General features: G+C 62.8%; 12 protein-coding genes. 10 read left to right on the top strand and 2 right to left on the bottom strand.

Annotated features, from left to right (window positions below):
- Positions 1–9 precede the first annotated feature (9 nt).
- Together mupP and ubiG are read right to left on the bottom strand one after the other, a co-directional pair.
- The gene (gene mupP / locus M2S36_RS17805; protein ID WP_207829082.1) at positions 10–681 is read right to left on the bottom strand and encodes an N-acetylmuramic acid 6-phosphate phosphatase MupP; all 672 of its coding nucleotides are present in this window, start codon (positions 679–681) and stop codon (positions 10–12) included.
- A gap of 2 nt (positions 682–683) precedes the next feature.
- A complete protein-coding gene (gene ubiG, locus M2S36_RS17800; RefSeq protein WP_025338098.1) occupies positions 684–1,382 on the bottom strand; it encodes a bifunctional 2-polyprenyl-6-hydroxyphenol methylase/3-demethylubiquinol 3-O-methyltransferase UbiG in 699 nt (232 codons plus the stop codon).
- A 110-nt stretch (positions 1,383–1,492) separates the two neighbouring features.
- Between ubiG and mtnA the strand changes: the two genes are divergently transcribed.
- The 10 genes from mtnA to M2S36_RS17750 all read left to right on the top strand — a co-directional run bounded on the left by mtnA (position 1,493) and on the right by M2S36_RS17750 (position 15,095).
- The gene (gene mtnA, locus M2S36_RS17795) at positions 1,493–2,569 is read left to right on the top strand and encodes an S-methyl-5-thioribose-1-phosphate isomerase (RefSeq protein ID WP_207829075.1); all 1,077 of its coding nucleotides are present in this window, start codon (positions 1,493–1,495) and stop codon (positions 2,567–2,569) included.
- A 366-nt stretch (positions 2,570–2,935) separates the two neighbouring features.
- Complete coding sequence (gene gyrA / locus M2S36_RS17790) at positions 2,936–5,701, top strand: DNA gyrase subunit A (RefSeq protein WP_207829065.1); 2,766 nt, start codon at positions 2,936–2,938, stop codon at positions 5,699–5,701.
- 231 nt (positions 5,702–5,932) lie between these two features.
- Entirely contained in the window at positions 5,933–7,018 is a 1,086-nt protein-coding gene (gene serC / locus M2S36_RS17785) for a 3-phosphoserine/phosphohydroxythreonine transaminase (protein WP_207829062.1), read from the top strand.
- The gene (gene pheA / locus M2S36_RS17780; RefSeq protein ID WP_025338102.1) at positions 7,018–8,112 is read left to right on the top strand and encodes a prephenate dehydratase; all 1,095 of its coding nucleotides are present in this window, start codon (positions 7,018–7,020) and stop codon (positions 8,110–8,112) included. Before serC ends, pheA begins: the two co-directional genes overlap by 1 nt.
- A gap of 211 nt (positions 8,113–8,323) precedes the next feature.
- Positions 8,324–10,531: a bifunctional prephenate dehydrogenase/3-phosphoshikimate 1-carboxyvinyltransferase gene (locus M2S36_RS17775; protein ID WP_233687214.1), complete on the top strand. Its 2,208-nt coding sequence runs from the start codon at positions 8,324–8,326 to the stop codon at positions 10,529–10,531.
- The gene (gene cmk / locus M2S36_RS17770; protein ID WP_063911621.1) at positions 10,528–11,214 is read left to right on the top strand and encodes a (d)CMP kinase; all 687 of its coding nucleotides are present in this window, start codon (positions 10,528–10,530) and stop codon (positions 11,212–11,214) included. The genes M2S36_RS17775 and cmk overlap by 4 nt, the downstream gene beginning before the upstream one ends.
- Positions 11,215–11,338: 124 nt before the next feature.
- A complete protein-coding gene (rpsA, locus tag M2S36_RS17765) occupies positions 11,339–13,015 on the top strand; it encodes a 30S ribosomal protein S1 (protein ID WP_003252673.1) in 1,677 nt (558 codons plus the stop codon).
- An 81-nt stretch (positions 13,016–13,096) separates the two neighbouring features.
- The gene (locus tag M2S36_RS17760) at positions 13,097–14,164 is read left to right on the top strand and encodes an acyltransferase family protein (RefSeq protein WP_207829058.1); all 1,068 of its coding nucleotides are present in this window, start codon (positions 13,097–13,099) and stop codon (positions 14,162–14,164) included.
- 348 nt (positions 14,165–14,512) lie between these two features.
- Positions 14,513–14,812 carry an integration host factor subunit beta gene (gene ihfB, locus M2S36_RS17755; RefSeq protein WP_013971456.1) on the top strand — a complete coding sequence of 100 codons (300 nt, stop codon included), beginning with the start codon at positions 14,513–14,515 and terminating at the stop codon, positions 14,810–14,812.
- Between the two features lie 19 nt (positions 14,813–14,831).
- Entirely contained in the window at positions 14,832–15,095 is a 264-nt protein-coding gene (locus M2S36_RS17750) for a lipopolysaccharide assembly protein LapA domain-containing protein (protein ID WP_207829056.1), read from the top strand.
- Positions 15,096–15,186: the final 91 nt, after the last annotated feature.

Here is a 15,186-nt window from a genome sequence, read left to right as displayed (position 1 = left end):
AGACGGGGTTCAGCAGCCGCACAGCGCGCTGTCGATCACTTTGCGCAGCTCCAGCGGGTGGTCCACCACCACGTCGGCGCCCCAGTTGTTGGGGTTGTCCTCTGGATGAATATAGCCGTAGCGCACCGCCGCCGTGCGGGTGCCGGCGTCGCGGCCAGACTCGATGTCGCGCAGGTCGTCGCCGACGAACAGTACGCTGGCGGGGTCCAGGCCCAGGGTCTTGCAGGCCAGGATCAGCGGCTCGGGGTCGGGTTTGCTGTTCTTGACGTGGTCCGGGCAGATCAATAGCGCCGAACGCTCGGCCAGGCCCAGCTGTTGCATGATCGGCTCGGCGAAGCGCACCGGCTTGTTGGTGACCACGCCCCACAGCAGGTTGCCTTTCTCGATGTCGGCCAGCAGCTCGGCCATGCCGTCGAACAGCTTGCTGTGCACCGCGCAGTCGCGCTGGTAACGTTCGAGGAACTCCAGGCGCAGGGGCTCGAAGCCTTCGGCCTCCGGGCTCATGGCGAAGGTGGCGGCGACCATCGCCCGGGCACCGCCGGAGATCACGTCGCGGATCAGCTTGTCATCGACGGCCGGCAGGCCGCGCTCGGCGAGCATGGCCTGGCAGATGGCGATGAAGTCCGGCGCCGTGTCGAGCAAGGTGCCGTCCATGTCGAAGAGTACTGCTTGCAAGCGCATGCTCATTCCTCGCGCAGGGTCTGGATCATGTAGTTGACGTCAACGTCGCTGCTGAGCTTGTAATGCTTGGTCAGCGGGTTGTAGGTCAGGCCGATGATGTCCTTCACCTGCAGGCCGGCAACGCGGCTCCAGGCGCCCAGCTCGGACGGGCGGATGAACTTCTTGAAGTCATGGGTGCCGCGCGGCAGCATCTTCAGGATGTATTCGGCGCCGACAATGGCCAGCAGGTAGGCCTTGGGGTTGCGGTTGATGGTGGAGAAGAACACCTGGCCGCCAGGCTTGACCATGCGGTAGCAGGCGCGGATGACCGAAGACGGGTCGGGCACGTGCTCGAGCATTTCCAGGCAGGTGACCACGTCGAACTGTTCGGGCATTTCCTCGGCCAGGGCTTCGGCGGTGATCTGCCGGTATTCCACCTGCACGCCCGACTCCAGCTGGTGCAGCTGGGCCACGGCCAGCGGCGCCTCACCCATGTCGATGCCGGTGACCGTGGCGCCGCGCAGGGCCATGGCCTCGCTGAGGATGCCGCCACCGCAACCCACGTCCAGCACTTTCTTGCCGGCCAGGCTGGCGCGCTCGTCGATCCAGTTGACGCGCAGCGGGTTGATTTCGTGCAGCGGCTTGAACTCGCTTTCGCGGTCCCACCAGCGGTGGGCCAGCGCTTCGAACTTGGCGATTTCGGCGCGGTCGACGTTGCTCATTGAACAGTCCTCTGAAACTTCGCAAAATTGCGCCGGAGTATACCCGAGCGCTCGGCCCCGAGGGTCGCTATAATCGCCGGCTTTTGATATCCGAACGACGGGGAGAGGCGATGCGCGAGCGACTTTTGGCGGCGGAGAAGGTGACCGGGATCCGCTGGCAGGACGGCGTCTTGCATCTGCTCGACCAGCGCCTGCTGCCGTCAGAAGAACGCTGGCTGGCCTGCGACAATGTCGCGCAGGTGGCGGCGGCGATCCGCGACATGGTCGTGCGCGGCGCCTCGGCCATCGGCATTGCCGCGGCCTATGGCCTGGTGCTGGCCCTGGAAGAGCGGCTGGCCGAGGGGGGTGATTGGGAAATGGACCTGGAAGATGACTTCCTCACCCTGGCCGAAGCGCGCCCTACCGCCGCCAACCTGTTCTGGGCGCTGAACCGCATGCGCGAGCGCCTGCAGCGCCTGCGTCCGGATGAGGGCGTGCTGGCGGCGCTGGAGGCCGAAGCGGTGGCCATTCATGAAAGCGACCGCGAAGCCAACCTGACCATGGCCCAGCAGGGTGTCGAGCTGATTCGCCGTCACCAGGGCAACGCCCAGACCCTGCTCACCTACGGCAATGCCGGCGCCCTGGCCGGTGGTGGTTTCGGCACTGCGCTGGGGGTGATCCGCGCCGGCTACCTGGAGGGCATGGTCGAGCGGGTGTATGCCGGCGAGACACGCCCCTGGCTGCATGGCTCGCGCCTGACCGCCTGGGAACTGGCCAACGAAGGCATCCCGGTGACCCTGTGCGCCGACTCGGCGCTGGCCCACCTGATGAAGAGCAAGGGCATCACCTGGGTGGTGGTAGGTGCGGACTGCATTGCCGCCAACGGCGACGTTGCCAGCAAGATCGGCACCTACCAGCTGGCAGTCAGCGCCATGCACCATGGCGTGCGTTTCATGGTGGTGGCGCCGAGCACCAGCATCGACCTGAACCTGGCCACGGGTGAGGACATCCCGCTGGAAGAGCGCGCTGCCGACGAGTTGCTGGACATTGGCGGCACCCGCGTGGCGCCGGATGTCGAGGTATTCAACCCGGTATTCGACGTGACCCCGGCCGACCTGATCGACGTGATCGTGACCGAGCGCGGCATCGTCGAGCGGCCGGATACCGCCAAGCTGGCGCAACTGATATGCCGCAAGCGGTTGCACTGATATTCGTAGTGCCTGTGCCGGCCTCTTCGCGGGTAAACCCGCTCCCACAGGTGTGCCGTCTCCCTCAGGCCTTGTGATAACCCTGTGGGAGCGGGTTCACCCGCGAAGAGGCCGGCACAGGTTATGGAAGATCAATATCCAAAGCCGCTTGAGGCCACCTGCCACATCTCCCCACCGCCCCTGCCTTTGTGATAACATCCGGCAGTTTCCAAGACCGCCCACCACAGCGGCCTTCATTGCGCAGATCCATGGCACAACTCATTGATTTGTCGTAAGTCGTCGCACCCTTATGCGCTGCGGCGGCGAGCTTCGTTCGGCCCTTGATGGAGCTGCGAAGTTTCACCAGAAAAAGGAATCAGGCTTCTCATGGGCGAACTGGCCAAAGAAATCCTCCCGGTCAATATCGAAGACGAACTGAGACAGTCCTACCTCGACTACGCGATGAGCGTGATTGTCGGGCGAGCGCTGCCCGATGCGCGTGACGGCTTGAAGCCCGTGCATCGCCGCGTTCTCTATGCGATGAGCGAACTGGGCAACGACTGGAACAAGCCGTACAAGAAATCCGCCCGTGTGGTCGGTGACGTGATCGGTAAGTACCACCCGCATGGCGACACCGCGGTCTACGACACCATCGTGCGTATGGCCCAGCCGTTCTCGCTGCGCTACCTGCTGGTCGATGGCCAGGGCAACTTCGGTTCGGTGGACGGCGACAACGCCGCAGCCATGCGATACACCGAAGTGCGCATGGCCAAGCTGGCCCACGAGCTGCTGGCCGACCTGCACAAAGAGACCGTCGACTGGGTGCCCAACTACGACGGCACCGAGCAGATCCCGGCGGTCATGCCGACCCGTATCCCCAACCTGCTGGTCAACGGTTCCAGCGGTATCGCCGTGGGCATGGCAACCAACATCCCGCCGCACAACCTCGGCGAGGTCATCGATGGCTGCCTGGCACTCATCGACAACCCCGAAGTCACCATCGATGAGCTGATGCAGCACATCCCCGGCCCGGACTTCCCGACTGCCGGCCTGATCAACGGCCGCCAGGGCATCATCGAGGCCTATCGCACCGGTCGTGGCCGCATCTACATGCGCGCCCGCTCCGAAATCGAAGACATCGACAAGGTCGGCGGCCGCCAGCAGATCGTGGTCACCGAGCTGCCGTACCAGCTGAACAAGGCACGCCTGATCGAGAAGATCGCCGAGCTGGTCAAAGAGAAGAAGATCGAAGGCATCACCGAGCTGCGCGACGAGTCCGACAAGGACGGCATGCGCATCGTCATCGAGCTGCGTCGCGGCGAGGTGCCGGAGGTGGTGCTCAACAACCTGTATTCGCAGACCCAGCTGCAGAGCGTGTTCGGCATCAACGTCGTCGCCCTGGTCGACGGTCGTCCGCGCCTGCTCAACCTCAAGGACCTGCTCGAGGCGTTCGTCCGTCACCGCCGTGAAGTGGTGACCCGCCGTACCGTGTTCGAGCTGCGCAAGGCCCGCGAACGCGGCCACATCCTTGAAGGCCAGGCGGTCGCACTGTCCAACATCGACCCGGTCATCGCCCTGATCAAGGCCTCGCCGACCCCGTCCGAAGCCAAGGAGGCCCTGGTCTCCACCGCCTGGGAATCCAGTGCCGTGCAGGTCATGGTCGAGCGCGCCGGCGCCGATTCCTGCCGCCCTGAGGACCTGCCGGAGCAGTACGGCCTGCGTGAAGGCAAGTACTACCTGTCGCCGGAACAGGCACAAGCCATTCTCGACCTGCGCCTGCACCGCCTGACCGGTCTTGAGCACGAGAAGCTGCTGGCCGAGTACCAGGAAATCCTCGAGCAGATCGGTGAGCTGATCCGCATCCTCAGCAGCGCCGAGCGCCTGATGGAAGTGATCCGCGAAGAGCTGGAAGCCATCCGCGCCGAATACGGCGATGCCCGCCGCACCGAAATTCTCGATGCGCGCCACGACCTCAACTACGGCGACATGATCCCGGAAGAAGAGCGCGTGGTGACCATTTCCCACGGCGGCTACGCCAAGACCCAGCCGCTGTCCGCCTACCAGGCCCAGCGCCGTGGCGGCAAAGGCAAGTCGGCTACCGGGGTGAAGGACGAGGACTACGTCGAGCACCTGCTGGTTGCCAACAGCCACGCCACCCTGCTGCTGTTCTCCAGCAAGGGCAAGGTTTACTGGCTGAAGACCTACGACATCCCTGAAGCGTCCCGCGCCGCCCGCGGCCGCCCACTGGTCAACCTGTTGCCGCTGGAGGAAGGTGAGCGCATCACCGCCATGCTGCAGATCGACCTCGAGGCCCTGCAGCAGAATGCTGGCGCCGATGAAGAGCTGGAGGACGCGGAAGACACCGTGCTCGAAGGTGAAGTGGTCGAGGCCGAGGAAGTGGACGAGGAAGACGGCGACACCCCTGAGTGGGTGGCCGAGCCGACCGGCGCCTACATCTTCATGGCCACCGCTTCGGGTACCGTGAAGAAGACCCCGCTGGTGCAGTTCGCCCGTCCGCGCTCCAACGGCCTGATCGCCCTGAAGCTGAAGGAAGGTGACACCCTGATCGCTGCGGCCATCACCGACGGTGCCAAGGAAGTCATGATGTTCTCCGACGCCGGCAAGGTGATCCGCTTCGCTGAAAGCGTGGTGCGCGAGATGGGCCGTAACGCCCGTGGCGTGCGCGGCATGAAGCTGGGCAAGGGCCAGCAGATCATCTCCATGCTGATCCCGGAATCCGGCGCGCAGATCCTCACCGCCTCCGAGCGTGGCTTTGGCAAGCGCACCCCGCTATCCAAGTTCCCGCGTCGCGGCCGTGGTGGCCAGGGCGTGATCGCCATGGGCACCAAGGGGCGCAACGGCCTGCTGATCGGCGCCATCCAGGTGCAGGAAGGCGAAGAGATCATGCTGATCTCCGACCAGGGCACGCTGGTGCGTACCCGCGTTGGCGAAGTGTCCAGCCTGGGGCGTAACACCCAGGGTGTGACCTTGATCAAGCTGGCCACTGACGAGACACTGGTAGGCCTGGAGCGTATCCAGGAGCCGTCCGAGGAAGAGCTCGATGATGTGATCGAGACGGACGAAGAGGGCGTCGAGGCTGAAGCGCCAGATAACGAAGAAGCTGCTGGCGCCGAAGAGGCCCCGCAGGAGTAAGCAAGCGTAGAACCCGAACGGGGCGACCAAGGTCGCCCCGTTTGACTGATTAGAGTTGGCAACGTCCTCAAGGGCGGTGCAATAGCCTGTGGGAGCGGGTTTACCCGCGAAGAAGACACCGCGGTGCATGGCAAGGGCTTCGCCCTTGTTCGCGGGTAAACCCGCTCCCACAGGGTTCCTGGCAGCATCGAAGATTGACGATTTGTTCTATTTGGCAGAGCGAGAGTGGATGTGAGCAAACGAGCCTTTAACTTCTGCGCGGGCCCTGCCGCGCTTCCTGACGCTGTTCTGCAGCGCGCCCAGGCCGAGATGCTGGATTGGCGTGGCAAGGGCTTGTCGGTGATGGAAATGAGCCATCGCAGCGACGATTACGTGGCCATCGCCGAAAAGGCCGAACAGGACCTGCGTGACCTGCTTTCCGTCCCCTCCAACTACAAGGTGCTGTTCCTGCAGGGCGGCGCCAGCCAGCAGTTCGCCGAAATCCCGCTGAACCTGCTGCCGGAAAACGGCACCGCCGACTACATCGAGACCGGCATCTGGTCGAAAAAGGCCATCGAGGAAGCGCGCCGCTTTGGCAACGTCAACGTCGCCGCCAGCGCCAAGCCCTACGACTACCTGGCCATCCCGGGCCAGAATGAGTGGAAGCTGACCAAGGACGCCGCTTACGTGCATTACGCGTCCAACGAGACCATCGGTGGCCTGCAGTTCGACTGGGTGCCGGAAACCGGTGACGTGCCGCTGGTGGTCGACATGTCCTCCGACATTCTCTCGCGCCCGATCGACGTATCGCAGTACGGCCTGATCTACGCCGGCGCGCAGAAGAACATCGGCCCGAGCGGCCTGGTAGTGGTGATCGTGCGTGAAGACCTGCTGGGCCACGCCCGCAGCTGCTGCCCGACCATGCTCGACTACAAGGTCTCGGCCGACAACGGCTCGATGTACAACACCCCGGCCACCTACTCCTGGTACCTCTCGGGCCTGGTGTTCGAGTGGCTGAAAGAGCAGGGTGGCGTCGATGCCATGGAGCAGCGCAACCGCGCCAAGAAAGACCGCCTGTACGGCTTCATCGACAGCAGCGAGTTCTACACCAACCCGATCAGCCACAACGCCCGTTCGTGGATGAACGTGCCGTTCCGCCTGGCTGACGAGCGGCTGGACAAGGCCTTCCTCGCCGGCGCCGATGCCCGTGGCCTGCTCAACCTCAAGGGCCACCGTTCGGTAGGCGGCATGCGCGCCTCGATCTACAACGCCCTGGGCCTTGACGCAGTCGAAGCTCTGGTGGCCTACATGGCCGAATTCGAGAAGGAGCACGGCTGATGTCCGAGCACGAACTGAAGGCGCTGCGCGTTCGCATCGACAGCCTCGACGAGAAGATCCTCGAGCTGATCAGCGAGCGCGCCCGTTGCGCCCAGGAAGTGGCCAAGGTCAAGACCGCCTCGCTGGCCGAGGGCGAAAAGCCGGTGTTCTACCGCCCCGAGCGTGAAGCTGCCGTGCTCAAGCGCGTTATGGAGCGCAACAAGGGCCCGTTGGACAACGAAGAGATGGCGCGGCTGTTCCGCGAAATCATGTCATCGTGCCTGGCCCTGGAAGAGCCGCTGAAAATCGCCTACCTCGGCCCTGAAGGTACCTTCACCCAGGCTGCGGCCATGAAGCACTTCGGCCACGCGGTAATCAGCCGGCCGATGGCGGCCATCGACGAAGTGTTCCGCGAAGTGGCGGCCGGTGCCGTCAACTTCGGCGTGGTGCCGGTGGAAAACTCCACCGAAGGTGCGGTCAGCCACACCCTGGACAGCTTCCTCGAGCACGACATGGTGATTTGCGGCGAGGTCGAACTGCGCATCCACCACCACCTGCTGGTGGGCGAGAACACCAAGACCGACAGCATCACCCGCATCTACTCCCATGCCCAGTCGCTGGCCCAGTGCCGCAAGTGGCTGGATGCGCACTACCCGAACGTGGAACGCGTGGCTGTGTCGAGCAATGCCGAGGCAGCCAAGCGGGTCAAGGGCGAGTGGAACTCGGCGGCGATCGCCGGCGATATGGCGGCCAACCTGTATGGTTTGACGCGCCTGGCCGAGAAGATCGAAGACCGCCCGGACAACTCCACGCGCTTCCTGATGATCGGCAGCCAGGAAGTGCCGCCGACCGGCGACGACAAAACCTCGATCATCGTTTCGATGAGCAACAAGCCGGGTGCCTTGCACGAGCTGCTGGTGCCGTTCCACCAGAACGGCATCGACCTGACCCGCATCGAGACCCGCCCGTCGCGCAGCGGCAAGTGGACCTACGTGTTCTTCATCGATTTCGTCGGCCACCACCGCGACCCGCTGATCAAGGCGGTGCTCGAGCAGATCAGCCAGGAGGCTGTGGCGCTGAAGGTGCTGGGTTCGTATCCGAAGGCGGTGCTTTGATTTGAGATGGTTGGGGCCGCTTCGCGCCCCATCGCGACACAAGGCCGCTCCTACAGGTATTGTGCAGACCTCGAAACTGTACTGGCCCCTGTAGGAGCGGCCTTGTGTCGCGATGGGCTGCAAGACAGCCCCAATGGCCCTCACAGGCTGTCTAGATTTCTGAACAGGGTTCGCACCAGTGGTAAAAGCAGTAACAACCAAACCCGCGCCAATCATCAACCGCCTGGTCGTGGTCGGCCTCGGCCTGATCGGTGGCTCGTTCGCCAAGGGCCTGCGTGAAAGCGGTCTGTGCCGCGAAGTGGTCGGTGTAGACCTGGACGCCCCCTCGCGCAAGCAGGCCGTGGCTTTGGGCGTGGTCGATCGCTGCGAAGAAGACCTTGCCGCCGCCTGCGTCGGTGCCGATGTCATCCAGTTGGCCGTGCCGATCCTGGCCATGGAGAAGGTCCTGGCCCGCCTGGCCGCGCTCGACCTTGGCGATGCCGTCATCACCGACGTCGGCAGCGCCAAGGGCAACGTCGTGCGTGAGGCGCGGGCCGTCTTTGGAGAGCGCCTGCCGCGCTTCGTCCCCGGCCACCCCATCGCCGGCTCCGAGCAGAGCGGGGTAGAGGCCTCCAATGCCGCCCTGTTCCGCCGGCACAAGGTCATTCTCACGCCGCTGGCCGAAACCGACCCGACCGCCCTGGCCCTGGTCGATCGCCTGTGGCGCGCGCTGGATGCCGATGTGGAGCACATGTCGGTCGAGCGCCACGACGAAGTGCTGGCTGCCACCAGTCACCTGCCGCACCTGCTGGCCTTCGGCCTGGTGGATTCACTGGCCAAGCGCAATGAAAACCTCGAGATCTTCCGGTACGCTGCGGGGGGCTTCCGCGATTTCACGAGAATCGCCGGCAGCGACCCGACCATGTGGCACGACATCTTCCTCGCCAACCGCGACGCTGTCCTGCGCACGCTTGATACATATCGCAGTGATCTCGACGCTTTGCGCGACGCGATCGCTGAAGGGGACGGGCACCAGTTGCTGGGTGTATTCACCCGCGCACGCGTTGCCCGCGAGCATTTCAGTAAAATCCTGGCCCGACGGGCCTATGTGGACGCTATGAACGCCAACGATCTGATTTTCCTGGCCCAACCGGGTGGCCGCCTGTCCGGGCGAATCCGCGTACCGGGCGACAAGTCGATTTCCCACCGCTCGATCATGCTCGGCTCGCTGGCCGAAGGTACCACCGAGGTCGAGGGCTTCCTCGAAGGTGAGGACGCGCTGGCGACCCTGCAGGCATTCCGTGACATGGGTGTGGTCATCGAAGGGCCCAACCATGGTCGCGTGACCATTCACGGCGTTGGCCTGCACGGCCTCAAGCCGCCACCCGGGCCGCTGTACGTGGGCAACTCGGGTACCTCGATGCGGCTGCTGTCGGGCCTGCTGGCTGGCCAGCCGTTCGACGTGACCATGACCGGCGACGCTTCGCTGTCCAAGCGCCCGATGAACCGTGTGGCCAATCCGCTGCGCGAAATGGGTGCCGTGGTCGAGACCGGCCCGGACGGCCGCCCGCCGCTGACCATCCGTGGTGGCCACAAGCTCAAGGCGCTGACCTACACGCTGCCGATGGCCAGTGCCCAGGTCAAATCCTGCCTGCTGCTGGCCGGCCTGTACGCCGAAGGCAAAACCACCGTCACCGAGCCTGCACCTACCCGTGACCACACCGAGCGCATGCTGCGCGGCTTCGGCTACAGCGTCGAGAGTAACGGCCCGGTAGCCTCGCTGCAGTCCGGCGGCAAGCTCACTGCCACCCGTATCGAAGTGCCGGCCGACATTTCCTCGGCAGCGTTCTTCCTGGTGGCAGCGTCCATTGCCGAAGGCTCCGAGCTGGTGCTGGAACACGTTGGCATCAACCCGACCCGCACCGGCGTGATCGACATCCTGCGCCTGATGGGCGGCGACATCACCCTGGAAAACCAGCGTGAAGTCGGCGGCGAGCCAGTGGCCGACCTGCGTGTGCGCGGTGCCAAGCTGAAAGGTATCGATATCCCTGAAGAGCTGGTGCCACTGGCTATTGACGAATTCCCGGTGCTGTTCGTTGCCGCTGCCTGCGCCGAGGGGCGTACCGTGCTGCGTGGTGCCGAAGAACTGCGGGTGAAGGAATCCGACCGCATCCAGGTCATGGCCGACGGCCTGATCACCCTGGGCATCAAGTGCGAGCCGACCCCGGACGGCATCATCATCGACGGCGGCCAGCTCGGCGGCGGCGAAGTGCATGGCCACGGTGACCACCGTATCGCCATGGCGTTCAGCGTTGCCTCGCTGCGCGCCAGCGCGCCGATCCGCATCCATGACTGCGCCAACGTCGCCACCTCGTTCCCCAACTTCCTGGCACTGTGCGCCGAAGTGGGCATCCGCGTGGCGGAAGAGGGCAAGTCGTGAGTGCCCTGGCGCCGGTCATCACCATCGACGGGCCAAGCGGCTCGGGCAAGGGCACGGTCGCCGGGCTGCTGGCTCGCGAGCTGGGCTGGAAGCTGCTGGACTCCGGCGCGCTGTACCGGTTGCTGGCGTTCAATGCCAGCAACCACGGTGTCGACCTGACCAACGAAGAGCTGCTGACCAAGCTTGCCGCCCATCTGGATGTGCAGTTCATCGCCGCCGAGCCCGGTAAGCTGCAACAAATCATCCTTGAGGGTGAGGACGTCAGCAACGTCATCCGCACCGAAACCGTCGGCGCCGGTGCGTCGATGGTTGCCTCGCTGCCGGCCGTGCGGGATGCACTGCTGGTGCGTCAGCGCGAATTCCGCGAGGCTCCGGGCCTGATTGCCGACGGCCGCGACATGGGCACCGTGGTGTTCCCGGACGCGCCGTTGAAAGTCTTCCTCACCGCCAGCGCGGAGGAGCGCGCGCGTCGCCGCTACCTGCAGTTGAAGGACAAGGGTGAAGATGTTAGTCTGTCGAGTCTGCTGGATGAGATTCGTGCGCGTGATGAGCGCGACACCCAACGTGCAGTGGCCCCGCTGAAGCCAGCGGCTGACGCCATTCAGTTGGACTCTACCGAGTTGTCCATCGAGCAGGTGTTGCAACGTATCAGGAGCGAGATCGCGCTGCGCGACCTTCTCTGATAGCCAGGAGAGCAGGCAGGGGCACCAGTCAACGTCCTGCCGGCTTTCCTTTACTTAAAACAAACCCACATTGTCTGGAATGTGGCGATGGGCGTCTGTTTCGCCCGAATCTACAGGAATTAAAATGAGCGAAAGCTTTGCAGAACTCTTTGAAGAAAGCCTGAAAACCCTCAATCTTCAGCCGGGTGCCATCATCACCGGTATCGTTGTCGACATCGACGGCGACTGGGTTACCGTACACGCTGGCCTGAAGTCCGAGGGCGTCATCCCGCTCGAGCAGTTCTACAACGAAGCTGGCGAGCTGACCATCAAGGTCGGTGACGAAGTTCACGTTGCGCTGGACGCGGTCGAAGACGGCTTTGGCGAAACCAAACTGTCCCGTGAAAAAGCCAAGCGCGCCGAGTGCTGGATTGTTCTGGAAGCAGCTTTCGCCGCCGAAGAAGTGGTCAAGGGCGTTATCAACGGTAAGGTTAAGGGCGGCTTCACTGTCGACGTTAACGGCATCCGTGCGTTCCTGCCGGGCTCCCTGGTTGATGTCCGCCCTGTGCGCGACACCACCCACCTGGAAGGCAAAGAGCTGGAATTCAAGGTCATCAAGCTGGACCAGAAGCGCAACAACGTTGTCGTTTCCCGTCGCAGCGTGCTGGAAGCCGAGAACAGCGCCGAGCGCGAAGCCCTGCTGGAAACCCTGCAGGAAGGCCAACAAGTCAAAGGTATCGTCAAGAACCTCACCGACTACGGCGCCTTCGTGGACCTGGGCGGTATCGACGGCCTGCTGCACATCACCGACATGGCCTGGAAGCGTATCAAGCACCCATCGGAAATCGTTAACGTTGGCGACGAAGTCGACGTACGCGTTCTGAAGTTCGACCGCGAGCGCAACCGCGTTTCGCTGGGGCTGAAGCAGATGGGCGAAGATCCGTGGGTAGCTATCACTGCCCGCTACCCAGAAGGTACTCGCGTACAAGCTCGCGTTACCAACCTGACCGACTACGGCTGCTTCGCTGAGCTGGAAGAAGGCGTTGAAGGTCTGGTACACGTTTCCGAAATGGACTGGACCAACAAGAACATCCACCCGTCGAAAGTCGTTCAGGTTGGCGACGAAGTGGAAGTCATGGTTCTGGACATCGACGAAGAGCGTCGTCGTATCTCCCTGGGCATCAAGCAGTGCAAGTCCAACCCATGGGAAGACTTCTCCGGCCAGTTCAACAAGGGTGACAAGATCACCGGTACCATCAAGTCGATCACCGACTTCGGTATCTTCATCGGTCTGGACGGCGGCATCGACGGCCTGGTTCACCTGTCCGACATCTCCTGGAACGAAACCGGCGAAGAAGCCGTACGTCGTTTCAAGAAGGGCGACGAGCTGGAAACCGTCATCCTGTCGGTCGACCCAGAGCGCGAGCGCATCTCCCTGGGCATCAAGCAGCTGGAAGACGATCCGTTCTCCAACTTCGTTGCTGTCAATGACAAGGGCGCTATCGTCAAGGGCATCGTGAAAGAAGTTGACGCCAAAGGCGCCATCGTCACTCTGGCCGACGACATCGAAGCTACTCTGAAGGCTTCCGAAATCAGCCGTGACCGCGTTGAAGACGCGCGTAACGTCCTGAAGGAAGGCGAAGAGATCGAAGCCAAGATCATCAGCGTTGACCGCAAGTCCCGCGTTATCAGCCTGTCCATCAAGTCGAAGGACGATGCTGAAGAGCGCGAAGCCATCCAGAGCCTGAAAAACGCTCCGGAAGCGGCTGCCGACACCACCATGGCTGCGCTGCTGCGCGAAGCAATGGCCAAGCAGAACTGAGTTCTGTTTGATCGGTAAAAAAGGGCGACCCTCGGGTCGCCCTTTTTTTATGTCGGAAATGGGTCATTTCAAGGAGCGTGGATGATGTTGATGTTTGGCGACGTCATGAAAGGTCGCGGGCGTGATAACAATTTCCTGATTATCAGGTTGCTGGCGGCAACCGCTGTGGTGGTTGGGCATTCCTTTGCTCTGTCCTACCTGGAGTGCCTGAGTTGTACCGACCCGGCGCTGCTGCTGGGTATGCCGGTGCCGGTTCACAGCCTGGGCGTTGAAGTGTTCTTCATGGTTAGCGGTTTTTTGATCGCTGCCAGTGGTGAGAGGAATGATGCCCGGGATTTCTACCTGGCGCGTGCGCTGAGGATCTTGCCTGGTTTGCTGGTGTGCCTGTTGCTCATGGCCTTTGTGCTGGGGCCTGTGGTTACCTCGTTGCCGCTTGCCGAGTATTTGGCGAAAGGCCAGGTTTACAAGTACGTCTATAGCCCGCTGTTGATATTCAAGGACGCCCAGTTCGTGCTGCCCGGGGTGAGCTTTACCCCGCGCTTCCATGGGGTATCGGTCAATGGCAGCTTGTGGACCATTCCGCTGGAAATGCGCATGTACCTGGTGCTGGGGGTGTTGGTGCTGGTGGCCAGGGTTTGTCGATGGCCATTGGCAGGGCTGACGCTGGCGGCGCTGGTGATTGCGCTGGGGCTGCATACCCTGCATCCGGCTTATGGGGAGTATCCGTTCAAGTTGGTGGTGTGCTTCCTGGCGGGTTCGGCGTTCTATTCGTGCCGGGCGGTGATCCCGCATCGGTGGTGGCTGCTGCTTGCCTGTGCCGGGCTGTTCCTGCTGAGCAAGGGTGGGCGCTTTGAGGTGTTCACCTGTGCCATCCTGACGCTTTACGGCACGCTGTACTTTGCTTACTGCCCGCAGGTGAAGCTGCCTTCGTGGGTGCAGGATTACTCGTACGGCATCTACCTGTATGCATTTCCGATCCAGCAAGTGTTGGCGGGTGCGATGCCATGGGCCGGGCCATATTGGTTGATGTTGGCTGCCGTGCCGGCGTCCTGGTTGGCCGGGTATGTGTCGTGGGAGCTGGTAGAGAAGCCAGCCCTGGCGATGCGAAAGCGCTTTTCCCGAGCGGACTCCCGGCAGCAATTGGCATAGGCGCATGGGGTAACGGTGTACCCAGCTCTCGAGAAACTGGCGCGATACCCTGCGGGAGCGGGCACGTCGATGCGTCGAGCCGCCGCGAAGCAGGTGGTGCGGTGGACGGCACGGGCTTCGCCCGTGTTCGCGGGCGCGCCCGCTCTCGCACAGGAATGCGTAGCCTCCAAGGCATGTGCTGCCCGGCGATGAGGCCGGGCCTTTCTATCCCCGCCGGCTAGACCATTCCTGTAAAACTTCAATCTTGAATTTTTTTATTAAGTCAAGAACCACCCTGTTCAAATCCCTCCCAGCGTGCTACAAACTGGTTAAGCAATGATCTAGCTGCTTGATAACGAAGGGAAAAATATGACGAAGTCGGAGCTGATCGAACGTATTGTCACCCATCAGGGGCTGCTCTCGTCCAAGGACGTGGAGTTGGCCATCAAGACCATGCTTGAGCAGATGTCACAATGCCTTGCCACTGGTGATCGCATCGAAATCCGCGGTTTTGGCAGCTTCTCGCTGCACTATCGCGCCCCTCGCGTAGGCCGTAACCCGAAGACTGGCCAGTCGGTCAGCCTCGAAGGCAAGTTCGTGCCGCACTTCAAACCCGGCAAAGAGTTGCGCGACCGGGTCAATGAAGAAGAGCATGAGGCCCACACCTGATTCCACAAGGAGCAATCTGATGCGTAACCTCAAGCGCGCCCTGGCGGCGGTGTTCGTGCTGCTGTTGGCGGCTGTGGTGCTGTTCTTCGTGCTGGAGAACCAGCAAACCGTCTCGTTGGTCCTGTTCGGTTGGGCAGCCCCGGCCATGCCGGTCGCCGTGCTGGTGCTGGCGGCCCTGGTCATTGGCCTGGCAGTCGGGCCACTGCTGGGTGCCTACGGCGTACTGCGCAGCAAGCGCAAGATCAGGGCTTCTGCCCGCCAGGCAGCTCTGAGCGGTAACTAAGGATATTTCCTACACCTGTTTGGGAAAGTCTCACCTATGCCTGCGCCGGCTGTCATGGAGTAATAGCGCACTTCATTTTCGGCCCAGGCGA

Origin of the sequence: Pseudomonas sp. SF2, from assembly GCF_036858055.1 — a bacterium.
Classification (GTDB): domain Bacteria; phylum Pseudomonadota; class Gammaproteobacteria; order Pseudomonadales; family Pseudomonadaceae; genus Aquipseudomonas.
This window is presented reverse-complemented; position numbering and strand designations above follow the sequence as displayed.